Source organism: uncultured Campylobacter sp. (assembly GCF_905372745.1).
Taxonomy (GTDB): Bacteria; Campylobacterota; Campylobacteria; order Campylobacterales; family Campylobacteraceae; genus Campylobacter_A.
In genome coordinates this window covers 1-23,229 of record NZ_CAJPQR010000037.1, presented here as the reverse complement: position 1 = coordinate 23,229, position 23,229 = coordinate 1, and the positions used below count along the sequence as shown (strand labels likewise).

The following is a 23,229-nucleotide window of genomic DNA, read 5'->3' as shown; positions in this document are numbered from 1 at the left end:
CTTGTTTAGATTTCAAAGATTGACTAATTAGTTTAACAGTGTTAATTTAAAAAACTCGCTTCCTGTGAAGCGGAAAGTGAAGTATATAGAAAACATGCTTAAACAAACATAAAAATTTGTCTAAGCATGCTAAATTTTATTGAAAAAGAGATTTTAAAGATAAATTTTCGTTAAAGATAAGATCTTGCGTTCTTTTATTGTATTTAAAAATAGTTACGTATTTGCCGCCGTTTTCTTTAAACAGTCCGCCGTTTACGAGCATTGCATTTATTCCCTCTTTTTCCTCGCCGCCGCCGAATATAAACTCTCCCGGCGTCGTATCAAGCTCGATTTTACCGCTAAAATTTATAGCAGCCGGGATATTATCAAGCAGATTTTGACTATCTATGCCGTCTGCGTCGATAGAAAATTCAAAATTTGAGACGTAACTCTTGCCGGCCGCATTTTTAAAATTTAGATTTTCAAACGTTATCTTCGGCGCTCTTTTTATAAATTTATCCATCGCCTGCATTATGGCCGCAAGCTGGGCTTCAGGCTCTCCTTTAGCATTCATAATATCCTCGATCGCGCCTTTATCTAAATTTGAAAACTTTGACTTAATCAAAAAGTCCTTAAATTCATATTTTGCATATTTTATCTTTTCTATCGTGCTCGTATCGTCCTGCGTCAGGGTATCGCTAAGCACGGTTAGTTTAGAGTCGCTCGTTATCTTTCCGATTTGTAGCGTCTCCGTGCCCGAGCTAACATCTACGCCGCCTATTTCAAATTTATAATTGCTATTTACAAGCGCTTTTGAGATCATTTTCGGCTCGATCGGCGTTTCGTACTTCACGTCGTAGCCGATATTTTTTATCCTCATGGCAATGCCTTCTTTACCGGCAAAATCGACAAAATCATTTGCAAAAGAGACTCCCGCGATTTTTTTCTCGCCGTTTATATCAAAAATCAAAAACGATTTTGCTAAATTTACCTTATTGCCGTCCAACCCTTTTTGTACACCGGCTAGCTCGAATACGATTTTTTTATCTCCGCCCGAGATGCCACTAGAGTGAAATTTAATAGGCTTTACGGAGTCAAACGCCTCTATCATAAAATTTTTATACGGCTCGCTTAAAAACTCCGCGTCCCCGGCAACGTCAAATTTACCTAGCAAACCGGCAAAACCGTGTGAAATATTCATGTCGATTTTTATCGCTATATCCTCAGGCGCACCGTACTCTTCGCCAAGCGCCATAAGCTCGTTTATGTGTTTTTTAGAAAAAATCACTTCATAGTTTGCGTGAGATTTTAGCAAACCGCTTTCAAATACGCTATTTTTGACGTCTATTCCGTTTGTTTTGATTAGACTTAAAGCCTCGTTATACTTCTCCTCCACCTTATTTGCGTTAAATTTCAGCCCGCCAAAAACCACGGCAGCCAAAATCACCAATGAAATCAGTAGCTTTTTCATCCTTGTCTCCTTTTTTTAGTAGTCGCTTTTTTTAGATACATCCATACGGCGGCTAGCAAAGAAAGCATTCCGACAGGCATCAACCAGCCGTTTTCTCCTAGAAAATTTCCCGCTCGCTCAAACGCCTCTCCGGCATAAAAGCTACCTAGCCCTAGCAAGACCGCCCAAATTACCGCGCTAACAACATTTATGACGCTAAATTTAGCAAACGAATACTTCGTAAGCCCGATAGCAAGAGGTACTAGAGTCTTTAGTCCGTAGATAAATTTTTTAAAAAATATGATTTTATTTCCGTGTTTTTTAAACAAAATTTGAGAAAAGGCAAGCTTGCGTTTATGCCTAGCCAGATACGGCATCACGGCCGCGCGGTTATACCTGCTGACGTAAAAAAGCAAAGTATCGCCGATAGCGTTGGCGGCGGCTGCTAGCACGATACTCACGGTTATATCCATCTTACCAAGATGAGCCAGCACGCCTGCTGCGATGATAGCGACCATGCCGCCCCCGAGCGAATATAAAAACACTATCACGTACCCGTAGGTCGATAGCGAGGTTAGCATCTCTTGCAAATTTGACCCTTAATATTTCGATATAGCGCCCATTAGCGCGTTGTATCCGTAGCTATCGGTCTTTGGCGGCGTATCTCCTGTTTTAGCAAGCACCGCTCCGCCAAAGCTCGCTCCCGCGAAAAACCCGTCGTTGTCGGTGTAAGCGTAAATGTCGCTCGTAAAACTAAAATCGCTCACTTTCCCGTAAAATTTACCCGTATCGGCAAACGCAAACGATGCGTCGGCGTTTATCGTGATCTTGGCGTCTTTTATATCGGCTACGAGGCTATCTTTTAGGATAAAAAGCACAAGCGCGCTATTTTCGTAACCTAGCTGCAATCCGATACTGCCGCCGCTAATGTCCACGACCATCATTTCGCTGGGTGCGTACGGGTTTCCCACGAGCATCACGCCCTTACCGTGCATACCGCCCAGCACGAAGCCGACTTTAGTAATGCTCGGAAAGATAACGACCGCTTTTGCGTTTTGAAGCAGAGCCTTAACCGGCGCATCAGGGTTTTTGCGCATCGTCTTTGTAAAAGAATTTGACGCGTTTAGCACGAGCTCGTCGTTTGCTCCGAGCGCTAAAACGCAAAAAATCGCTAGTAAAATTTTTTTCATCTTTTACCTAAATTTGACCTATTTCGCCATTTCTACGGCTCTAGTTTCGCGGATCACGTTTACTTTGATCTCGCCCGGATACTGCACTTTACTCTCTATCTCGGCGGCGATCTCTTTAGCAACAAGCACCGCTTCGTCGTCGTTTATGAGCTTGGCGTTTGCGATGACGCGGATCTCTCGACCGGCGTTTATCGCGTATGCTTGTTTGATACCCTCTTTGCTTTTTGCGATGTTTTCTATCTCTTCGACGCGTTTTAGAAAGCTCTCAAGTACCTCTCTACGCGCTCCGGGGCGAGCCGCGCTCAGAGCGTCCGCAGCGCAAACGGCGGCGCTTTCTACGCTAGTTGCCTCCTCGTGTCCGTGGTGGGCGTAGATGGCGTTTATGACGACAGGATGTTCTTTGTAGCGTTTGCAAATTTCAGCGCCTAGGTCGACGTGGCTACCCTCAAATTCATGCGTCAAGGCCTTGCCGATATCGTGTAGCAAGCCCGCTCTTTTAGCTAGCTTTTCGTCTCCGCCCGTTTCAGCCGCGATGATGCCGGCTAGATGGGCTACCTCGAGGCTATGCGCGAGGGCGTTTTGTCCGTAGCTAGCTCTAAATTTTAGCTTGCCGATTAGTTTCATTATCTCGGGATGGATTTTGCTAAGGCCCAGGTCGATGACGATATTTTCGCCTTCCTCCAGGATCGAGGCTTCAAATTCTTCGCATACTTTTTTATGCAGATCCTCTATCCTTGCAGGCTGTATGCGGCCGTCTTGCACCAAAAGCTCTATCACGCGCGTAGCAATCGCTCTTCGGTAGAGATTAAAGCTGCTTAACGTGATAGCGTGAGGCATATCGTCGATGATGATATCTACGCCAAGCACCATTTCCAGGGTCTTAATATTGCGTCCCTCTTTGCCGATTATGCGGCCTTTTAACTCATCGTTTTTGATATCTACGACGTTTATCAGGCGCTCGGCGGCAAATTCTCCCGCAAACCTCGACGTAGCCTGCGCCAGGATGTAGTTCACGCGCTTTTTGGCCTCGCGCTTAGCCTCTTCTTCGTGTTTTCGCACGATGTGAGCGATCTCGGCGCGGCTTTTTTCCTCTACTTTTTTTAGCACCTCCTCGCGCGCCTCTTCTTGCGTTAGGCCTGCGGCGTGTTCGAGTACTTTTAGCGCCTCTTGCAGTTTGGCTTGATAGCTTGCTTTTAGCCCAAGTCCTTCCTCGTACATGCTCTTTGCTTCGTTTCGAGATTTTTCCAGTTCGGCTCTGCTTTCGTTTAAAATTTCTTGCTCGTTTAGTAAAATTTGCTCTTTTTTACCGATTTCTTCAAATTTTTGCGTGTACTCTTTTTGTAGTTTTACGGTTTTGTCGTCGTATTTTTTCTTAGCTTCAAATTCGGCCTCTTGGACTTGGATTTTAGCGTCTTTTAGAGTACGCTCTGCCTCAAATTCTATCGCTTTAGCCTTTGCTTTTGCCTGCTCTAAAAATATATTATAGTTTGCGTCGTTGATTTTTTTAGCGATGAGATAGCCTACGCCAGCGCCCGCCGCACCTGTTCCTAAGCCGATTAAAATTTCTATCATAGATTCCTCTTTTTACGTAAATTTTGCTCGGGGTTAGGTAAAAATCACAAGTAGCGTCGTGATCTTCGGATATGATTTCATTTGTAAAATTGTCTAAAATTTCAACGAATATCAAGGTAGGTCGGTAGGGCAAATTTGCAAAAAATCTATCATAAAAACCCTTACCGTGTCCTATTCGCGCCATATTTCCGTCCACCCCGAGAGCCGGAACTACGGCTACGTCTATACGCTTTTTAAATACCTTGGTGCTTAGTGGCTCTTTTACGCCGAATTTCGTCCGAGATATAAGCGGTAGCCTGGATTTTACCATTTCTAAACTAATACCAAGCATAAACGGAGCGAAAATTTCATACTTTTTGGCTAGCTCGCGCTTCAAAATATAAAAATTCGGCTCATAAGAAAGGGGGTTAAAAATCAAAATCCGTTTGGCTTTAAGCTCGGTTAGCAAATTTAAAAGCGGCTTAAACATCTTATAGTGTTTCGCTCGCGCAGAAATTTGAACCTCTTTTTTTAAAATCCGTTTGGCGTCTCGCCTAAAATCTTCTTTTGTCAAAATTTAACGCTCGTTTCATAAATTTTATGTATAATTTCTTCCAAATTTCAAAATAGGAAAAATATGAAAAAAACTCTTCTGATTATACCATTTTTAGCTCTATTTTTAGGCGGCTGCGGAGATGAAAACAAAAGCGAAGCAAGCCAGACTAATACAAGCGACGCAAGCCAGAGCGTTTCCGTTCCGAGCCAAAGCGCAAGCCTAGAAGCGCCTTTTGATCTAACGCTAATGGACGAGAGCAAGATGACGCTGCAAAAATTCGACAAAGGCTTTAAAGTCGAGGGCAACGACGAGGCGATTTTGTTTAATTTTTTCGCCACCTGGTGTCCGCCTTGTAAGGCCGAAATCCCGCACCTAAACAATCTAAACGATAAATTTAAAGGTAAGCTAAAAATCGTAAGCGTACTAATGGAAGATAAATCAAAAGACGAAATAGACGCGTTTATGAAAAAATATAAGATAAATTTCGACGTCGCTTACGGCGAGGGTAATTCTCGATTTGCCAAAGCCCTTGGCGGCGTGGTAGGCATCCCCTACATAGTGCTTTATAAACCAAACGGCGAATACGCTACGCACTACGTCGGTCTCGTGCCCGAAGAGATGCTAGAAAGCGATATAAACAAGGTGATCGACTGATGTTTGGTTTTTTAAAAAAAGGGCTTGATAAGACTCTAACGGCGATACGCTCGTCAAAGCCCGCCGATAAAAAAATCTCAAAGGAAATTTTAGAAGAGATCTTGCTAGAAGCCGACATCGCCTACGAGATAGTTGAAGAAGTCCTCTACTACCTGCCGCCGCAAAACGAGGTCAAAAAAGACGACCTAAAGCGGCTTTTAAATACCTACTTCATATACGAAAACGAGCGTGAAGTAAAAAGCGCAAAGCCTTTCGTGGAACTCATCTTGGGCGTAAACGGCGCAGGTAAAACGACCACGATCGCAAAGCTTGCGAATTTATATAAAAATGAAGGCAAAAGCGTTATTTTGGGCGCTTGCGATACGTTTAGAGCAGGAGCCATCGAGCAGCTACGTCAGTGGGCGCAGAGAACTGGCGTGCCTATCGTCGCTACGCAGCAGGGTCACGATCCGTCTGCGGTCGCCTTTGACGCGATAAGCTCGGCCGTGGCTAAAAACCTAGACAACGTCATCCTCGACACCGCCGGTCGCCTGCAAAATCAAACAAATTTAGCTAACGAACTAAGCAAGATCGTGCGCATCGCAGACAAAGCCTACGCAGGCGCGCCGCACCGCAAGATCCTCATTCTCGACGGCACTCAGGGCAACGCCGGCCTAGCGCAAGCAAAGGCCTTTAACGACATCGTGAAGCTTGACGGCGTCATCATTACCAAGCTTGACGGCACGCCAAAGGGTGGAGCGCTTTTTGGCGTCGCGCGCGAGCTGGAGCTGCCGATACTCTACATCGGCACCGGCGAGACGATGAGCGATCTAGTCAAATTTGACCCTCATGATTTCGTAGATACTATCGTGGATGAAATTTACGCCTAGATCGCAGGCGTAAATTTTATATTTTATTCGCTTGCATTTGTAGCCTGTTTTTTTTACATTTATTTACCCCCCCCCCCCCGAATTTACGAAATTCATATATAATGTCCGCGCTTAATGCAATTTACTAAAAAGGAAATAAAAATGACGACGCAAGAGTATGAAGCTATGTTTGAAGAGGACGACGCGCCCGGCTGGGACGCGATAGAGGGCGCGCTGGAAAAAATCTACGACCCCGCAAACGAGCGCCACTATCCGTCGCAGCTACATGCGAGTCTGGGCGGCGATGATTATTTGGCGGGCGTTAGTATATTTGACTGCGAGGATAGCGCGTTTCATCGCCATATCGTGAGCTTTGGCATGAGCGAGCTTTACTACGATCCGCAAAGCGCGCAGGAAGAATTTAGCGGATGGGGATTTGAGTTTAGCATGCGCGTCGCACCGTTTTCGGACGATCCGAGTTCGGATCTCGGCGACGGCGGCGTAGCTCCAAACGAGCCATTTTGGGTCATATCCGTCATGCAAAATCTCGCAAAATACGTCCACACAAGCAAAAAATGGTTCGAGGCATATCATTTCATGCCGGCAAATTCGCCGATACGTCTTGATACGGATACCAAGCTAGTAGGCGTAGCCTTCGCGCCCGATCCGGTGCTTGGCGGCATAGACACGCCAAACGGCAGAGTAGAGTTTCTCCAAATGGTGGGTATCACGCAGCGCGAGCTGGACTGGCTACGCGAGGATCCGACTACGCAGCGCGTAGAGCGGCTCATAGATATGATGCGTAAGGACAATCCTCTGCTAATCACCGACCTAAAGCGCGAAAAAGAGTATGTATAAGTAAATTTGACCAAACCGTAAGCCCGTTAAAAATAAGCGCTTAAATTTAAGCAAAAACGCTAAATCAAGCAAAAGCTTTTATCGAGGTTTACGGCGGTTAAATTTAAACCGCATAAATTTTAAGCTGATTTTAGCGCTCCGTATCGCCGCAAACTCTTGCTAAAATCAGCCGTAGCGCAAATTTTTTGCCGAGTTTATTTAGGGTATCTCAAAAATCACATTAGCATTTTAAAGAGTTAAATTTGATTCCAGACGTCCGAATTTACATCGGCGCTTAGGAGAGAGAGCTAAATTTACGCGCTCTTTTACAAAAGATTTATGCTTTTTGCAAATTTGCTCTGCTACCGCGCGAGCTAAGCGCAAATTTTGCCGTTATAGATTTTGCCCTATTTTAGACAAATCTCACAAATGTAAAAACTCTAACGCCCCGGCTATTTCGTAGTAAAATTCGCCGCAAGCAAACCGCGGCGCAATAATCCAGAGCAGGGTTTAAGTCGCTCGTAAAATAAAGCAGACGACGATTTTTTGCCGTCAAACAAAGTCTCGCCACGCAAATCGCGATATTTTGGCGAGAAGATAAAACCGCCCTAAATAGCTCCCTACTAATAATCAAAAGTAAATAGAACAATACGGCTTACAGGCTCATACAGCATAATAATATAACCGCCAGAACCTATCCAGTAGTAAGCACCTGTTTCGGCTACGAGATAGAAAGGATTTCCTTTGTATGAAATATCAAACACCACCTCTTCATCATCCTTTCCGTATTGTATTTTCATTTCAAAAGCCTTTGGATATTCCTTTCTTTCAATGCTGGAACTCCAGTTGCCGTACTCAAATTCTCCTCCTAAAATCTCCAAAAATGATCTCTTATTCAGTTCACCCTTATATTCAGGGTAACGCACATTCACCAAAGTGCCATATTTAGCTACATTTGCTTTGCTTTTCTCATAGTTATCGGCCATTCCCTGTATGGCTTCCTCTTCTTCGGAATTAAAATCCCAATGGTGAATAGCGGTTCGCTCAAAATATCCTTCCTTGCCGAGGAACTCGAACTTATTATCGTCGGTTAGGCGGAAAGCCAGCCAGTTAGGCGCGGTATATTCGTTGTGATATTCAGTGGTATTATCACCTATATACCCCTCGTAAGGCTCAAACGGACAGATCATATATACCTTTTGCCCTGCCCAATCGGGATTGATTTCGGCTAAATCGATACTCATCAGGGGCAAAAAATGATTTTTGAGCCACGCTTGTTCTTTTGCGAAAACGTCTTGCGCTTCGGGAAACGGTCGTAGATTTTCGTTTAGCTCGCTTATATTCTCTCTTGTATTCATTTTATTTCCTTTTTTAATTTAAATTACGGTCGGCACGGTAGCCAAAAGAGCAGCGCACGGATCAAATTTGATTTTAGTTTTTACCGCTTTTTATATGTATTTTGCAAATTTACCCGAGCGCAGAACCGCAGTCTGCTCATCTACCGTAGCTTGCATTTGCTCCTCTAGGGCTTTGTTTTCGCCATTATTTGCGATGATTACTCGCGTGGGGTATAGCACCAGACTCATACGCATAGCAAACTCAAGCTGCAAGTCGTTATCTTTTAGCGCTCTTTGCAAGGTTTTTTCGCGCTCCTTGACCGCTTTTAAAGAAAGGATATTTTTAAAAAAGTCGGTAAAAAGAAGCTGCGCATCCGCAAACTCGGCTGATACCTTATGGCGCGAAACCTCTTCGTAGCGCGCGAAAATCGCCTCTTTTTGCGCTTGCGCACATAGCGGATTGATATAAAAAATAGACAAAAAATCCCAAAAATCATCCCACAAGGGAAAGCTTTCGTCAAAAGGCAGGCTAATTATCTCATCGTAGTAAAGCATTACGGGCTCAAATTTCTCCTCGACGTAAAAGCTAAACAGCAGGCCCTCTAGCAAATAACTATCGCTAAATCGTCTAATACGAAATTTTTGTATCTTTTTTATCTTCTTTAAAAGCTCTTTTTGCGTATCGGTAGTGCAAAAAGGCTCTATCTTAGTTAAATGTAAGTTCATCGTTATTCTTTTTTGTTTAAATTTATCTAAAAACGGCTTTGCCGGGGTGCGCTAGAGCAGCTTTTGATTTTAGCTGGCCGCGTAAATTTAGACTGCTTTTAGCCTTAAATTTATGCAAAATTACGCTATGCCAAAAGGCTTGGCGGCGTAGTTAAATGTTAATGCCCTCATGAGCCAAGCCGCATAAGTTAGTTCTAAATTTAGCTCCGTAAACGCGCGATCTAACCACCTCACGTGCACTGCATAAAAAACGCGCTAACCCGCGACTTCTCACACCAAAATACGTAAAGTATCCCGCCGCTGCCAAAAAGCAGCTCCTCATCCTCGCCGCTAGGAAGCCCGCTATCTAGCTGCATCAAAAACTCCATTTTCTCGCCGCATATCGGACACGTCGGCACCTGCGCGCCCTGTATCCACGACGGCTCGCCGCCTATGCGAGATAGATTTTGCCTGCCGTTTGATAGCGCCCAGTCCTGCTTGTGCCAGCGCTTAGGCACTACGCGCAGACGCACTAGATCCTGCCGCGCCGGCTCGTCGTCTACGTACTCTACCTGCGACTTCTCGCCGATACGCTTTGGCTTGCCCAGCCGGTCGTGTTCGTAAAACGCCGTCTCGCCCTCGCTTATCTCTCTAACGTGCGCGGCTAGGGTTAGACTAGGCAGCGAGCGCACCGGCAGCTCGCGAGGCACCGGATCAAGCGTGATGAGATGAAAGAGCGGATTTTCCTCGTCCGCGCAAGGCTCGTCTAAAACTCCGCCGATTTTATACTTCGTCTCGCCCAAATTTGCTTCCGCAGCTTCCTTGCTTTCGCCTTTTTGCGCTTCGCCAGTCCATAGTCCCCAAGTCGGGTGATTTTTAGCTTGATGAGCGGCAAACGGCTCGCTAAAATACCCCTGCCTAAACGCGACGTGATACGCGCGCTCGCCGCAGTATCTTTTTAGCCTAAACACTTCGTCGCCGATACTCATTTCATCGCTAGCTTGCGCTTTTTGGACTCGGCTTTCTTCGCTCGGCGCGTTTTTGCCGGATTTGGGGTCGTTTAAATTTTCATCCGCTTGCGAATTTAGCTTGCTAGCGTTAAATTTGACGTCATTTATGACGCCTTGCGCTTGGCTTAAATTTTCATCCGCCAGCTCCGCGCCGTTTGCGCCTCCCGTAAATTTAACCCTCTCAAGCGTAAAGCCTACGTCCTCCAAATAGTAGCCCAGATGCTCGCTAAGGCTGCCTTTATGCTTCAAAAACTTCTCCGCCGCCGCAGTCTCGCAGGCAAATTTTATATTTCGCGGCTGTCTTGTTTGCAGCAGGCACTCAAAAAGCCTTTGTTTATCGCCCCTGCTAGTTTGCGCGCTAGCTAGCCTCTCGCGCCAGATCTGCGAGCTCTCGTAGTCTAGCTCGCGCCACGGATAGCACTCATAGTATGTCCCGTCGTTTGGTCGCAAGCTAAAAATCTCCTCCAGATATGGGTGCAAAAGCGGCGCAAACTCTAGGCTTGCTACGGCGATTACTCCCCAGGCGTTTATTTGTCGCGCGCTATTTTTGTTTGCTTGTTTTTTATCTCTTTGCGCCTCGTTTTGAGCCTCACCCTCCTCGCGCAAAATCTCCATCGCCGTAGAGACCAAAGCCCTAAAATCTTCTTTGCTAACGTAGCTCATAGCGTCATCTAGTAGCGCGCCGCTCTCTCGCCGCCCGCGCAGTAAGCTATCAGCTAGCATAAAATACGCCGCCTCGTCGCCCTTTAGCCGCCAAAACCGCTCGTATAAATCAGACGCGCCAAAGCCCTCTCGCTCAAAATCCCGCGCTAACGCTAGCGCCTCGTCTTGTTTGCTCATATAGTTTCCTTTTTTAATTTTTTGCGAAAATTTAGCCGAGATTTTAAATTTTTGGCCGGGTAAATTTGACACAAGGCGCCGTTTATGCGAATTTGGCGCCTTGCTGCTAGTAGTTAAAAAGTATTTTCTCTCTTTTCAAGCACGAGATGAAGGATATACGTCGCCGCAAATGCCACCGCGCTAGGCACGATCCAGCCCAGCATAGAGTCGTAAAACGGCATTTTTTTAACAAGATCCGTCACTAGCGGCACGGAAACGCCAGCGATATCAAGGCCGTTTATGGTTCCTACTACCACGCAGACGTAAACGCAGCTGCGGTAAACCAGCTTGCTGGAGTCTATTAGCGGATTAATAAGCGAGAGGATGATAAGCATAATAGCGACCGGATAGATGGCTACTAGTACGGGAATTGAGCCCTTGATGATGGTCGTAAGGCCGAAATTTGCCACGCCAAAGCCGATCAAACACCACGCCGCAACCCAAATTTTATATTTGACGCGCCCGTCCGTTAGCTCCTCGAAGTACTCGCTAGCAGAGCTTATGAGCCCTAGCGTCGTCGTGATGCAAGCTAGAAAAAATGCCGAACCTAGCACCAAAACGCCCGCTTTACCGAAGTAATGGCCGCTAATGCGCGATAGTAGCTCGGCTCCGTTTATCTCCGGCGCATCTTTAAAAAGCTCCGCCGACGTAGCGCCGAGGTAGCCTAGCATAAGGTAAATCGCCATCAAAATCACGCCTGCCGTCATGCCTGCCTTTATCGTCGAGGAGACGAGATGACGCTCGTCTTTTACGCCTACGGTTCTGATGGCATTTATCACGATGATACCAAAGGCAAGCGACGCTAGCGCGTCCATCGTCTGATAGCCCTCGACAAAGCCCTTAGCCGCGGCATGTTGCGCATACTCTCCGCTAGGAGCGGCAAACTCGCCTATCGGGAAGAAAAATCCCGCCCCAAAAAGCAGTAAAATCAGCGCCAAAAGCAGCGGAGTGAGGTATTTACCAAGTAGATCGACTAGTTTTGACGGATTCATACAGACGTAATAATTTAACGCAAAATACGCTGCCGAGTAAAAAAACAGCCAAATTTGCAAATTTTCGTGTGCGATAAAAGGCTTAACCGCGATATCAAAGGGCATGTTTGCCGCGCGAGGTATCGCAAAAAGCGGCCCGATCGTAAGGTATAAAAGCGCGGTAAAAAGCACCGCAAACACGGGGTCTATACGGCGCACTAGGCTTTGAAGCCCTTTTGCTCTAGCGATGGCTGCTACGCCAAGCACCGGCAAAAGCACCGCCGTGGCGCAAAAAAACATGATCGCGACGTAAAAATTCTGCCCAGCTTCTCGCCCCAAATTCGGCGGAAAGATGAAGTTCCCCGCGCCGAAAAACATCGCAAAAAGCGTGAGCGAGATGACTAAAAACTGATTTCTGCTAAGATTTTGTTTCATTTTCGCTCCGTTTCGGATTTAAATTTGACAGATTGTATTTGGATGAAGTTGAATTTTCGTTGATTTTGGTTAAATTCGCCGATTTTTCGCGCTTGCGTGTTTCGATTTGAAATTTAACAACGCAGCCGGAGTAAAATTTAAACATTTTAAAGTATAATCGCGCAAAGGAAAAAAATGGCGAAAACTAAAACCGTATTTGAGTGTCAAGCCTGCGGCAATCAGCAGAGCAAATGGGTCGGCAAATGCCCTCAGTGCGGGGCTTGGGATAGCTTTTTAGAACTAAATGCACAGCAGATCGAAACGCTAAAAGAGATCTCAAAAAGCACCGCCAAACCAAGCCTTGCAAAGCAAATCAGCGAGGTTGAAATAGAAAAAATCACGCGCATCAGCACGCAAAATAGCGAACTAGACCTAGTCCTTGGCGGCGGCGTCGTGGAGGGCTCGCTGGTGCTGATCGGCGGAAGCCCAGGCATCGGCAAAAGTACGTTGCTGCTAAAAATCGCGTCAAATTTCGCCGCTCAAGGTAAAAAAACGCTGTATGTCAGCGGCGAAGAGAGCGCGAGCCAGATCAAAATGCGCGCCCAGCGCCTAGACGCGGTCAAAGACGAGTTGTTTTTACTCACAGAAATTTTACTCGAAAATATCCTCGCCGAAGTGCGCAAAAACGAGTATAAAATCCTCGTCATCGACTCCATACAGACCCTTTATAGCGAAAAAATCGCCTCGGCACCGGGCTCCGTATCGCAGGTGCGCGAGATCACCTTCGAGCTCATGCGCCTAGCCAAAAACGAAAACATATGCGTCTTTATCATCGGGCATATCACGAAGGACGGCTCGATCGCGGGGCCGCGCATCTTGGAGCATATGGTGGACGTGGTGCTTTATTTCGAGGGAGACTCCAGCCGCGAGCTGCGTATGCTGCGGGGTTTTAAAAACCGATTCGGCTCGACTAGCGAGGTAGGCATCTTTGAGATGAGCCAAAACGGGCTAATCAGCGCCAACGACGTCGCGGGCAAGTTTTTCACGCGAGGCAAGGCAACTAGCGGCTCGGCGATCACTATCACGATGGAGGGCTCGCGCGCGCTTAGCGTCGAGATCCAGGCACTCGTGTGCGAGAGCGCGTATCCTAAGCGCAGCTCCACGGGTTTTGACAAAAACCGCCTAGATATGCTACTAGCGCTGCTTGAGCGCAAGCTAGAGATCCCGCTGGGTCACTACGACGTCTTTATAAACGTGAGCGGAGGCGTCAAAATCGGCGAAACGGCGGCCGATCTAGCCGTAGTCGCGGCGATCATTTCCAGCTTTAAAAACCGTCCGATCAGCAAAGAGAGCGTATTTATGGGTGAGCTTAGCCTAAACGGCGAGATTCGCGAGATATTTAACCTCGATCAGCGCCTAAAAGAGGCCAAAACGCAGAAATTTAAAAACGCGATAGTGCCGTCTAAGCCGCTTGATGCGCAGGGGCTAAAATGCTTCGTTGCAGGCGACATCACGCAGGTTTTGGAGTGGATGTAAAATTTAGCTGCAAAGACCCGCGCCGCAAAAACGCAAAAGGAAAAATATGGAAAATCTAAAATGGAAGCTCTCAAAAACACTAAAAACAGCGATGAGACAAAGAAATATCGATACATTTACGCTAGCTAAAATCACCGAGGAGACCTATGTAGCGGCTCATGCGGATAACGATTTGGACGTCAGGCAAGAAGTTTTTAAGGTTATCGACGAATATGCGAGCGAGGTAAATTTAGAAATCTTAAACCTCGTTTGTAAAATTTTAGCCTCTAGCGTCAAATTCGGCGACGGTGGAGATTTTTAAATTTGCCGCGACTTTAAATTTGCTTCAAAATTTAAATCAGGTACGAAAGCCTAAAGCGCACAAATTTACGGTAAAATCAAAACGCAAATAAACGCAAAAGCGCAGACTCGGCGTTTAAATTTTATGCAGACTTGGCAAAAATGCAGATACATGCGGTAAATTTTACTAGCTAGCCGGCTAAAAAAGGCTACAATCGCCTTTGCGCAATAAAGCTCGGCAAAAGGCGTCATTTTTAGCAGGTTACGACGGTCGCGGCCCAAAAGAGCAAAGCGGCGAAATTTGCGAAAAAATCGCGCCGAAAAATCCAGCTAGGCATAGCCGCAAAATGCCGTAAAAAACAAAAACTAGGAACAAAATGTTTGGTTATATTAGGTTTATCTTAGCGTATTTCGTGCTACTATCACACGTCGGTATAGGACTGGCTGGCAAAAACATCGGCGTCTTTGCAGTCGTGATTTTTTATATCCTAGCAGGACTCGTCACATCAAAGGTCTTTATCAAAATCGCACCGAAAAACGCACAAATAAGCTACTTCATAAAAGATAGATTTTTACGCATTTATCCCGCATTTTTCTTTGCGTTTGCGCTGACGGTGCTATTTTTTTGCGCGACGTCGTATCTGCAGCCGCATTTTAATGCAAAAAACTTGCTCCTGAATGCGCTTATCGCGCCACTAAATTACTTTTTTTGGCTTGATGTTTCCGTCATAGACGCGCCCGTAGGGCTAAATTTCATCATACCTCCCGCATGGTCGCTAGGAGCCGAGCTTCAGGCATATGCCCTGCTCGTGCTAGCGATCAAATTTAGACGGCTAGGCTACGCGCTAGCTACCGGTTCGCTAGGCGTTTATACAGCGGCGAATTTAGGCTTTATAAATGCCGATATCTACGGATATAGGCTTGTTTGCGGCGTATTTTTTATGTTTTACACGGGATTTTTGATCTATCAAAAAGAGTTTGGCAAGCTCGCCGTTTTTTACGCGGCGGTAGCGGCGCTGGCAGGCTATCTTTTTTACTCGCGCGAATTTAGCGCCTTTGGCGTAGAGACGGCGACCGGCTATCTAGTCGGAGCCGCAGTCGTACTAGCGCATGAGAGATTTAAATTTAAGCTTAAATCTAACGATATCGCAGGCTCGCTTTCATACGCGATTTTTATCAGCCATTTTCTTTTTATTTGGCTTAGCGAGTTTTGGCTGGGAGGCGTAAATTTAGTCTTCGTGACGGGCGGTTCGGTTGTGTTTGGACTGATTAATTTCTATCTAATCGAACGAAAAATAAACAAAATAAGATTTAAAAAACGAGTTTAAATTTCCAAAATTAGACCGAATTTTAGGTTGTCGCAGATTCAAGAGTTTGTGAATTTTGTTTGCTTTTATAGACGGCTTATTAAGGATTGCACCGCTTTTTTATCTAGCCTAAATTTATGGCTATTTGCCTTAATACATCGCAAGCCGTGAAATACGCCAAAAAGCTACTTAAGCAGCGGTATATCTTAGACGGCGATTTGCGGTTGCTGGAGCCAAACAAAATCGTATTTTAGACGGTTATTTTAAGCCTTTTAAAATTTATGGACACTTACTCGGGTCTAAATTTAAAGCAATAGCGCATTATTTAAATACGTCCGACAGGCTATTAAAGATTATTTTTATGCGCCGCGATTTTAAGGCAAATTTTACGAAAATCTAGCAAATGCCGACTTGCTCGCTTTAATACAAAGCTTCTAAACACGCTCAATCTAGCATATTGACGCCGGCGTAGGCCGTCTAAAGCGGTTAAGCGCACAGATGCGTCATTTGCCGTGTTGCGCGGCGGGTTAGAGCCAAGTTTTATGTACTAGCCGCAGATAAAGGCTCGCCCGCTGACGCAAAAAACGGCGAATAGCCCCTAAAATTTACTTTAAAAACGGTAATTTTACGTAAAATCCGTACCGCCAAATATTTTTTTAAATCCTTTGCGAGACGTCAAATTTAAAACGACGAACAAAGATCAAATACCAAAATTGCCCCAAATATCGGCAAATTTTACGCGAGACAAAAGCGCCTACGCATCTAGTCGGTTTAAAATCCGCGAAGTTTACATTCTATCGTAGTCGTCGCTGATGCGTACGATATCATCCTCGCCCAGATACTCGCCCGTTTGTACTTCGATGATGATAAGATCGGTGTTTGCGGTATTTTCTAGGCGGTGGATCTGCTCTTTTTTTATATAGATGGACTCGTTTTGCCTTAGCGGCATCTGGCTACCGTCTATCGTCACCAGCGCCTCACCCTCGACGACGACCCAGTGTTCGTTCCTTTTAAAATGCTTTTGCAAGCTTAGTCTTTTGCCGGGTTTAACCACTATCTTTTTCATCTTGTAGCCGCTACCCTCGCCCAGTACCTCGTAGCTGCCCCACGGACGGTATACGCTCGTGTGCGCTTCGCAAATTTCAGGAAATGAATTTGAAAAGTGTTTATAAACCTCTTTTACCTTTTGCGAACTGCCTTTTTTGGCGATCAAAAGCGCGTCTTTGGTATCGACTACGAGCAAATTTTGCACATCCACGAGCGCGGTCGGTTTTTTGGTCAGGATAAAATTTTCGCTTGAGTCGATTTGTAACGATTCGCCGATATTTTTTATCTTTTTACTCAGCTCGTCAAAGCTACCCATATCGCTCCAGCCCGCATCAAGTGGCACCATTTTGATATTTAGGCTTTTTTGCATTAGCGCATAGTCGATGCTGATATCTTCGATCTTATCCATAAAATTCGGACTTATTTTTAGCAAATTCGGTTCGTTTGCCGAACCCTCTATCGCCACCGTAACGTCTTTTACGATACTTGGCGCGTATTTTTTCATCTCGCTTAAAAACACGCCAGCCTTAAAGCAAAACATACCGCTGTTAAAATAATATCCGCCCTCTTTTATAAATTTAGTAGCGGTTTCGAGGTTAGGCTTTTCGATAAACCGCTCTACGTCGCCGTTTTTATCAGCCTTGATGTAGCCGTAGCCGGTATTTGGCTCGCAAGGCTTTATGCCAAACGTCGCTAAAAAGCCCTGACTTGCGTAGCTTTGCGCGATCAAAAGCGCTTTTTTATACTCCGCTTCGTTCTCGATTAGATGGTCGCTTGGAGTAACTAGTAAAATTTCGTCCTTATCGCAGCAAAGCGCAGCAAACGTAATCGCCGCGGCAGTGTTTTTACCGAAAGGCTCGAGAATAAATTTATCTATTTTTTTACTTCCACATTCATCAAGCGCCAAAAAATAGTGCGCCTCGTTGCAAACGATGATAGTTTTTTGCGCGTGTACGTTTCGTCTAAGCGTAAGGTCAAAGAGCGATTTGCCGTTAAAAAGCCTGATAAATTGCTTTGGCATTAGCGTTCGCGACAACGGCCAAAGCCTCGTGCCCGAACCTCCGCAAAGTATAACGTTTGTCATTTTTACGCCTTTTGCTTTAAATTTTCGACCAAATTTAAAAATATTTCTTGTAATTTTACAAGCAAATTTTGATCCTTGGTCTCAAATCTCGTAACGATAACCGGCGTAGTATTTGAGGCTCGCACTAGCGCCCAGCTGCCGCCTTCAAATCTCACTCTAACGCCGTCTATGTCGATGATTTCGGCTATCTTACCTAAACCAGCCAGCAAATTTTGCGCATCGCCGTTTTCATAAATTTCGACCAAAACCTCTTTTAGCTTTGCAACCAGCTTAAATTTTTGCGCGTCGGTCGTTTTTATTTTTATCTCGTCGGTGCTAAAGACCTTGGGTAGCTTATCAAGCTCGCCGTCTAGGTTAAAGCCTTTAGCCACAAGCTCTAGCGCGCGAAACATCGCATACGTCGCATCGTCAAAGCCGAAATATCGCTCCTTAAAGAAAATATGCCCGCTCACCTCGGCCGCCATATCGATATTTAGCTCTTTCATCGCCTTTTTTATATTACTGTGGCCGGTCTTGCCCATGAAGCTTTTGCCGCCGTGCGCGTCGATCTCGTCGTACATATTTTGCGAGCATTTTACCTCGCCCAGCACCCTGGGATTTTTCATCGCAAGGCTATATAGATATGCTAGTTCGTCGCCTTTTATGTTGCGTTTTTTGGTTAGAACCGCGATGCGGTCGCCGTCGCCGTCAAAACCAAACCCTATGTCAAATTCGCCCTTGAGCGCGGCCTTTAGGTCGCTTAAATTTTTCTCCTCGCTAGGGTCGGGGTGATGATTCGGGAAGTTTCCGTCGGGCTGGGGGTATAAAATTTGAGCGTCTAAATTTAACGCCTCGCAAATTTCGGGCAAAACCGCTCCGACCGCGCCGTTTGCGCAGTCGATAACGATTTTTAGCGGTAAGGTTTTTAAATGCGCAAACTGCTCTATAAGAAAATTTTTATAAGGCGTCGCGATGTCGAATTTCTCAGCTCTTAGATTATTCGGGATTTGCGTTTTTGCCGCGATGTCGTCTAGTACGGCGACTTTTAACTTTTGCAAATCCTCGCCGAAGTAACTATCCTTAAAAATCGTAATTTTAAAGCCGTTGTACTCTTTTGGATTATGAGAGCCGGTTATCATTATGTTTGCGTCAAATTTGTCCGTAAACACACTAAAATACCCGACCGGCGTCGGTAGTAAACCGATACCATAGACCTTAATCCCGGCTAAATTTAGTCCGCTAACCAGCCAGCCGAAAATCTCGCCCGCGCTTAGCCTAGCGTCATACCCCACGCTAACGTTTTTTGCGCCCCTACGTAGCATTTCTCGGCCCAAATTTAACCCGATCGCTTTAACGCTCGTTTCGTTTAAATCTTGCCCGAAAATCCCGCGTATGTCGTATTCTCTAAAAATTTCATCTATCAAAATTTTACCTTTTTAAATTTATTTTGTTTTAAGACGCTCGTATTTTAGCATTTTTGGGTTAAATTTTACTAAACGGCGACGTCGCCGAGCTTTGCGTTGATGGCTTCTATCAAGCTTTGCGGCGCGATTTTTATCTGTTTTCCGCGCACGCCGGCGCTTACGTAGACGTAGTCTTGTTTTAAAATCCTCTCGTCAAAAAACGTCTCAAAGGCCTTTTTCATCGCTATGGGCGAGCAGCCGCCGCGGATGTATCCCGTCACTTTTTCAAGCTCTCTTAAGTTTAAAAGTTCGCACTTTTTATGCCCGCTTAGCCTTGCTAAAGCCTTTAAATTTAAGCTCAAGTCGCCCTGTATGCACGCTACGATGTAGCCTCTAGGCTCGCATTCGCAGACGATGGTTTTGTAGATTTTTTCTATTTGCTCGCCGCAAACGGCAGCCACATGAACGGCGCTCAGATCGCTTTCGTCCACTTCGTATTCGACTAGCTCGTAGGGGATATGTTTGCCGTCTAGAAACCTCGCGGCATTTGTTTTATGTACCATTGTTTTCTCATTTTTCAAAAATTTAAGATATAATTATAGCTAAAATTTTAAGGAGAATGAATGGCTGAAGACATTTTGGAAAATCAAAGCAAAAAAGGAAACGGGCTGGTTCTCGTCATCATCATCGTTATTTTGTTGCTTCTTTTGGTAGTCGGCGGACTTTTAGCGTTTTTACTAATGGGAAATAGCGAAGATACCGCGCAAACGCAAGCAGTGCAAGCGCAAACCGAGCAGGTTCAAGCTTCAACGCCTAAAAATACCGCAGGCAAGCGCTCAAACGACTATATAAATATGGGGCCCGTTTATCCGCTAGATCAGTTTATCGTAAATTTACTTAGCGAAAGCGGCTCGAGATACCTAAAAACAAAGGTCGATCTAGAGCTTAGCGCCGAGACGCTAACGCCTGAAATCGATAAGAAAAAGCCGCTAATCAGGGACATCATCGTATCGACGCTATCGTCTAAAACATACGAGGAAGTCAGCACTCAAAAAGGTAAAAACCGCCTCAAAGACGAGATAGTCGATCGCTTAAACGAGGTTTTAGCCGACGGTCATATAAAAAATATCTATTTTACAGACTTTGTGGTGCAATGATCGGTATAGATATCGTAGCGATCTCGCGAATCTCTAAGCTTAAAGAGCGACGAGGCGAGGATTTTTTGAGATATTTTTTAAGCGACGAAGAGATAAGTATCGCAAAAACGGACGCTACGATAGCTGGATTTTTCGCAGCTAAAGAAGCTATCAGCAAGGCTCTTGGCTGCGGGATCTCGGCCGAGTTTTCGTTTTTCGACGCTCAAATTTACAAAGACGATAAAAATGCGCCTAAAGTAAAATTTTCAGAAAAAATCATTAAAAATTTTAACGTAAAGGGCGCTCAAATCACGATTAGCCACGACGGCGGATTCGCGATCGCTGCCGCTATACTACAAAGAAAAGAAAATGAATAACCCGATAATCTCCATAATAGCCCCCTGCTATAACGAAGAAGAGACGATAGAGCCGTTTTTACGACGCATAGAAGAAATTTTGACGCAAATAAACGAACCGTACGAAATAGTATTTATAAACGACGGCAGCAGGGACAACACGCTAAACGTCTTGCTAAACGCGAAACAAAATTTTAAAAACATAAGGATTATAAATTTCTCAAGGAATTTCGGCAAAGAAGCCGCGCTAACGGCAGGCCTGGATAAAGCTAGAGGCGAGGCTGCGATCCCTATAGACGTAGATTTGCAAGACCCGCCCGAGCTCATAAAAGATCTCGTAGCAAGATGGCGCGAAGGATACGACGTCGTACTGGCCAAACGCGCGGACAGAACGTCAGATAGCTTCGCTAAAAGAGTCAGCGCGGATCTTTTTTATAAACTAAACGGCAAAATTTCAAACGTGGATATTCCAAACAACGTCGGAGACTTTAGGCTGATGAGCAAAAGAGTCGTAGAAGCGCTAAAGCAACTACCCGAAAATCAACGATTTATGAAAGGGCTTTTTGCGTGGGTCGGCTTTAAAACGGTCGCCATCGAATACGTCAGAGAAAAACGCGAGGCCGGGCAAAGTAGCTTTAACGGTTGGAAGCTTTGGAATTTCGCGCTTGACGGGATAACCAGCTTTAGCACTCTGCCTCTTAGGATTTGGCTTTATATCGGCGCATTGGTTTCTTTTTTATCGTTTTTATACGGTAGCTTCATTATCTTAAAAACCCTAATATTTGGCGTAGATTTGCCAGGATACGCATCGCTTGCGGTTATTATGCTATTTTTGGGCGGTATCCAGCTCATCGGGATAGGGATTTTAGGTGAATACATAGGCAGAATCTACTCTGAGTCCAAACGCCGTCCAAGCTACATAATAGAAGGCGAATACTAAGTGCAGGTCGTAAAATACGGCCTAGTGGGCGCTTTATCCACGCTCATTCATATATGCGTAGCCTGGACTTATATGTACTTTACTAACGGCTCCGTCGTAATCGCAAATATCGCCGCCTTTTTGGTCGCCTACGTTTTTTCGTATCTGGCTCAATCAAAAATAGTTTTTAAAAGCGGTCTAAATTTAAAAAAAGCCCTTAGGTTTTTCTTTATTCAGTTTATTGCCCTACTGATAGCTATGTTTTTGAGCGATTTTACGGATCAAAACGGCTACGTAAAGACCGTCTTGATTATTTTTGTTATGCCGATCATAACGTTTTTGATCCATAAATTTTGGACGTTTAAACAAAATTAGACTATCCTTGTAGTGGCGTAAAGATAATCGAAACGCAGTTGTTGTCGTATCTTATTAGGGTATGCAAAGGCGTTTGTATGCGCTTTACTTCCTTTTTCCCCTCCTGCATGCAAAGCCCGGGAGCCCAAACCTCATGCCACTTGTGCAGATCATAAGCCCAGTACAGCCAGTTTATATTAAATATATCAGACTGCGCGATTATAGGAAAGGTTTTTGCCGCCGTTACGGCTGCTGGCGACCTTAGATCGGCTCCAAAAATGGAGTTAAATCCGAATTTCTCGCCGGCCGGAACTATTTTGTTAAAGTCTTGCAGCGCTAGCTCTACTCTATATCTTGCGTATTGAGCTTGCTCTTTCATCGCGTTTGCGTACGCATAGGACTGAACTATTAGCGAATATGCCAAAATACAAGCGACGAATTTGGGTAAAAAAGATAAAAATTTAACCTCGAATTTTAGAGAAAAGATAAAAATTATCGCTAAAAATACGCCGGCACCCATAAACATCCTAGAAAAAAACAACTGCTTAACTAAAATCAAATATGCGCCGTAAGATAAAAGCAAGCCTAAAACGATAAAGCAAATCGTAAAAATCGCCGCTAGTATTTTGTTTATCTTCGCGGTTTTAACGGCTGCCAAAAAGAACATTAAAACGCCGGCGATAAATATAGAAACGAACACGGTTTTTCTAAACGTGAATCTATAATATTCGTAAACGCGTTCTAAATTTCCTTTTATGCCTTCATACGCTTGACCTAAAGAGAAAATTTCGTTTGACGTGTAGTTATCTACCGTTTGCATAACGAAAAATCTATAAATCAAAAATGCGCAAACATAAGAAAAAATCAAAACTCCGATTAGTTTAAGCGTCTGCGAGGGCTTGCGTCCGGCTAAAATCCCATCCAAAACCGCAAATAAAGATAGCATCAAAAAAGCGGAATTGCCGGCCTGATAGGTCGTAAGCGTAAGTTGCATGCAAAGTATGGAAACAAAGATAAAAGCGAGTTTACGTCTCAAAAATAAAAAAGAAAATATCGGAGCAACTAGGGCTATCGTCATAAAGATACTGTCGAATTTATAGCTCATATTTTCTAAAAAATAGGGGCTTAGGCCTAAAATAACGCTGGCGATTAAGCCTAGTTTGGAGTATTTTTTTAAAATAACCTTAACCAAAACCATGGAGCCGATAGATAAAAGCCCTATAGATAAAAGGTGCGTTAGAGGCGAGGCTAGAACATTTCTGTGCTCGCTAAGATATATAAATTTCGATAAATACTCGGACATATACCTACTAAAAAGGAAAAAATCAAACTGCCCCGTCGCCGATCTGTAGTAATCATCGGAGTAGTTTATGTTGTTTATCATCAAGGCAAAATATCCAAGAAAAATAAACCATATAAATAAAAAAGAAATATTTTAGAAAATCTTT

Annotated in this window: 23 protein-coding genes; 10 read left to right on the top strand and 13 right to left on the bottom strand. The window is 44.8% G+C overall.

Going from position 1 to position 23,229, the window contains the following annotated elements; genetic code table 11:
* Positions 1 to 136: 136 nt before the first annotated feature.
* The 5 genes from QZ157_RS09170 to QZ157_RS09150 are packed head-to-tail and all read right to left on the bottom strand — an operon-like array spanning position 137 to position 4,744.
* The gene (locus QZ157_RS09170) at positions 137 to 1,450 is read right to left on the bottom strand and encodes a DUF945 family protein (RefSeq protein WP_295144736.1); all 1,314 of its coding nucleotides are present in this window, start codon (positions 1,448 to 1,450) and stop codon (positions 137 to 139) included.
* Positions 1,447 to 2,019: a DedA family protein gene (locus QZ157_RS09165; protein ID WP_295144733.1), complete on the bottom strand. Its 573-nt coding sequence runs from the start codon at positions 2,017 to 2,019 to the stop codon at positions 1,447 to 1,449. Before QZ157_RS09165 ends, QZ157_RS09170 begins: the two co-directional genes overlap by 4 nt.
* A gap of 9 nt (positions 2,020 to 2,028) precedes the next feature.
* Positions 2,029 to 2,619: a lipid-binding SYLF domain-containing protein gene (locus tag QZ157_RS09160; protein ID WP_295144730.1), complete on the bottom strand. Its 591-nt coding sequence runs from the start codon at positions 2,617 to 2,619 to the stop codon at positions 2,029 to 2,031.
* Positions 2,620 to 2,637: 18 nt separating this feature from the next.
* Positions 2,638 to 4,191 (bottom strand): ribonuclease Y, encoded by a 1,554-nt coding sequence (gene rny / locus QZ157_RS09155; protein ID WP_295144726.1) that lies wholly within the window; start codon positions 4,189 to 4,191, stop codon positions 2,638 to 2,640.
* Positions 4,124 to 4,744: a 5-formyltetrahydrofolate cyclo-ligase gene (locus tag QZ157_RS09150; RefSeq protein WP_295144723.1), complete on the bottom strand. Its 621-nt coding sequence runs from the start codon at positions 4,742 to 4,744 to the stop codon at positions 4,124 to 4,126. Before QZ157_RS09150 ends, rny begins: the two co-directional genes overlap by 68 nt.
* A gap of 63 nt (positions 4,745 to 4,807) precedes the next feature.
* On the opposite strand from QZ157_RS09150, the gene QZ157_RS09145 reads away from it, so the two are divergent.
* The 3 genes from QZ157_RS09145 to QZ157_RS09135 all read left to right on the top strand — a co-directional run bounded on the left by QZ157_RS09145 (position 4,808) and on the right by QZ157_RS09135 (position 7,086).
* Entirely contained in the window at positions 4,808 to 5,380 is a 573-nt protein-coding gene (locus QZ157_RS09145; RefSeq protein WP_295144720.1) for a TlpA disulfide reductase family protein, read from the top strand.
* Positions 5,380 to 6,249 (top strand): signal recognition particle-docking protein FtsY, encoded by an 870-nt coding sequence (gene ftsY, locus QZ157_RS09140; protein WP_295144717.1) that lies wholly within the window; start codon positions 5,380 to 5,382, stop codon positions 6,247 to 6,249. The genes QZ157_RS09145 and ftsY overlap by 1 nt, the downstream gene beginning before the upstream one ends.
* A 141-nt stretch (positions 6,250 to 6,390) precedes the next feature.
* Positions 6,391 to 7,086 (top strand): suppressor of fused domain protein, encoded by a 696-nt coding sequence (locus QZ157_RS09135; protein WP_295144714.1) that lies wholly within the window; start codon positions 6,391 to 6,393, stop codon positions 7,084 to 7,086.
* A 602-nt stretch (positions 7,087 to 7,688) separates the two neighbouring features.
* Here QZ157_RS09135 and QZ157_RS09130 read toward each other — a convergent pair.
* The 4 genes from QZ157_RS09130 to brnQ all read right to left on the bottom strand — a co-directional run bounded on the left by QZ157_RS09130 (position 7,689) and on the right by brnQ (position 12,402).
* Positions 7,689 to 8,423 (bottom strand): hypothetical protein, encoded by a 735-nt coding sequence (locus QZ157_RS09130; protein ID WP_295144711.1) that lies wholly within the window; start codon positions 8,421 to 8,423, stop codon positions 7,689 to 7,691.
* A gap of 90 nt (positions 8,424 to 8,513) precedes the next feature.
* On the bottom strand, positions 8,514 to 9,128 hold the full coding sequence (locus QZ157_RS09125; RefSeq protein WP_295144709.1) for a hypothetical protein: 615 nt from the start codon (positions 9,126 to 9,128) through the stop codon (positions 8,514 to 8,516).
* A 230-nt stretch (positions 9,129 to 9,358) separates the two neighbouring features.
* Positions 9,359 to 10,957, bottom strand: a complete 1,599-nt coding sequence (locus QZ157_RS09120) for a hypothetical protein (RefSeq protein ID WP_295144706.1) — start codon at positions 10,955 to 10,957, stop codon at positions 9,359 to 9,361.
* Positions 10,958 to 11,070: 113 nt separating this feature from the next.
* Positions 11,071 to 12,402, bottom strand: coding sequence for a branched-chain amino acid transport system II carrier protein (brnQ, locus tag QZ157_RS09115; protein ID WP_295144703.1), 1,332 nt, complete (start codon positions 12,400 to 12,402; stop codon positions 11,071 to 11,073).
* A gap of 174 nt (positions 12,403 to 12,576) precedes the next feature.
* Between brnQ and radA the strand changes: the two genes are divergently transcribed.
* The 3 genes from radA to QZ157_RS09100 all read left to right on the top strand — a co-directional run bounded on the left by radA (position 12,577) and on the right by QZ157_RS09100 (position 15,524).
* Positions 12,577 to 13,917 carry a DNA repair protein RadA gene (gene radA / locus QZ157_RS09110; RefSeq protein WP_295144701.1) on the top strand — a complete coding sequence of 447 codons (1,341 nt, stop codon included), beginning with the start codon at positions 12,577 to 12,579 and terminating at the stop codon, positions 13,915 to 13,917.
* 46 nt (positions 13,918 to 13,963) lie between these two features.
* The gene (locus tag QZ157_RS09105) at positions 13,964 to 14,218 is read left to right on the top strand and encodes a hypothetical protein (RefSeq protein WP_295144698.1); all 255 of its coding nucleotides are present in this window, start codon (positions 13,964 to 13,966) and stop codon (positions 14,216 to 14,218) included.
* A gap of 355 nt (positions 14,219 to 14,573) precedes the next feature.
* The gene (locus tag QZ157_RS09100; RefSeq protein WP_295144695.1) at positions 14,574 to 15,524 is read left to right on the top strand and encodes an acyltransferase; all 951 of its coding nucleotides are present in this window, start codon (positions 14,574 to 14,576) and stop codon (positions 15,522 to 15,524) included.
* 766 nt (positions 15,525 to 16,290) lie between these two features.
* On the opposite strand, the gene QZ157_RS09095 is transcribed toward QZ157_RS09100, so the two are convergent.
* The 3 genes from QZ157_RS09095 to ybaK form a co-directional block, all read right to left on the bottom strand.
* Positions 16,291 to 17,634, bottom strand: coding sequence for a mannose-1-phosphate guanylyltransferase/mannose-6-phosphate isomerase (locus tag QZ157_RS09095; RefSeq protein WP_295144693.1), 1,344 nt, complete (start codon positions 17,632 to 17,634; stop codon positions 16,291 to 16,293).
* Between the two features lie 2 nt (positions 17,635 to 17,636).
* Positions 17,637 to 19,037, bottom strand: coding sequence for a phosphomannomutase/phosphoglucomutase (locus QZ157_RS09090; RefSeq protein ID WP_295144690.1), 1,401 nt, complete (start codon positions 19,035 to 19,037; stop codon positions 17,637 to 17,639).
* A gap of 68 nt (positions 19,038 to 19,105) precedes the next feature.
* Complete coding sequence (gene ybaK / locus QZ157_RS09085) at positions 19,106 to 19,579, bottom strand: Cys-tRNA(Pro) deacylase (RefSeq protein ID WP_295144688.1); 474 nt, start codon at positions 19,577 to 19,579, stop codon at positions 19,106 to 19,108.
* A gap of 60 nt (positions 19,580 to 19,639) precedes the next feature.
* On the opposite strand from ybaK, the gene fliL reads away from it, so the two are divergent.
* From fliL to QZ157_RS09065, 4 genes are read left to right on the top strand one after another with little or no spacing between them, the layout of a single operon-like run.
* Complete coding sequence (gene fliL, locus QZ157_RS09080) at positions 19,640 to 20,173, top strand: flagellar basal body-associated protein FliL (protein ID WP_295144685.1); 534 nt, start codon at positions 19,640 to 19,642, stop codon at positions 20,171 to 20,173.
* Positions 20,170 to 20,529 carry a holo-ACP synthase gene (acpS, locus tag QZ157_RS09075; protein WP_295144682.1) on the top strand — a complete coding sequence of 120 codons (360 nt, stop codon included), beginning with the start codon at positions 20,170 to 20,172 and terminating at the stop codon, positions 20,527 to 20,529. Before fliL ends, acpS begins: the two co-directional genes overlap by 4 nt.
* Complete coding sequence (locus QZ157_RS09070) at positions 20,522 to 21,448, top strand: glycosyltransferase family 2 protein (RefSeq protein ID WP_295144680.1); 927 nt, start codon at positions 20,522 to 20,524, stop codon at positions 21,446 to 21,448. The genes acpS and QZ157_RS09070 overlap by 8 nt, the downstream gene beginning before the upstream one ends.
* The gene (locus tag QZ157_RS09065) at positions 21,449 to 21,802 is read left to right on the top strand and encodes a GtrA family protein (protein ID WP_295144677.1); all 354 of its coding nucleotides are present in this window, start codon (positions 21,449 to 21,451) and stop codon (positions 21,800 to 21,802) included.
* A 1-nt stretch (position 21,803) separates the two neighbouring features.
* Here the strand turns inward: QZ157_RS09065 and QZ157_RS09060 are convergent, their stop codons facing one another.
* Positions 21,804 to 23,165 (bottom strand): glucosyltransferase domain-containing protein, encoded by a 1,362-nt coding sequence (locus QZ157_RS09060; protein ID WP_295144674.1) that lies wholly within the window; start codon positions 23,163 to 23,165, stop codon positions 21,804 to 21,806.
* Positions 23,166 to 23,229 lie beyond the last annotated feature (64 nt).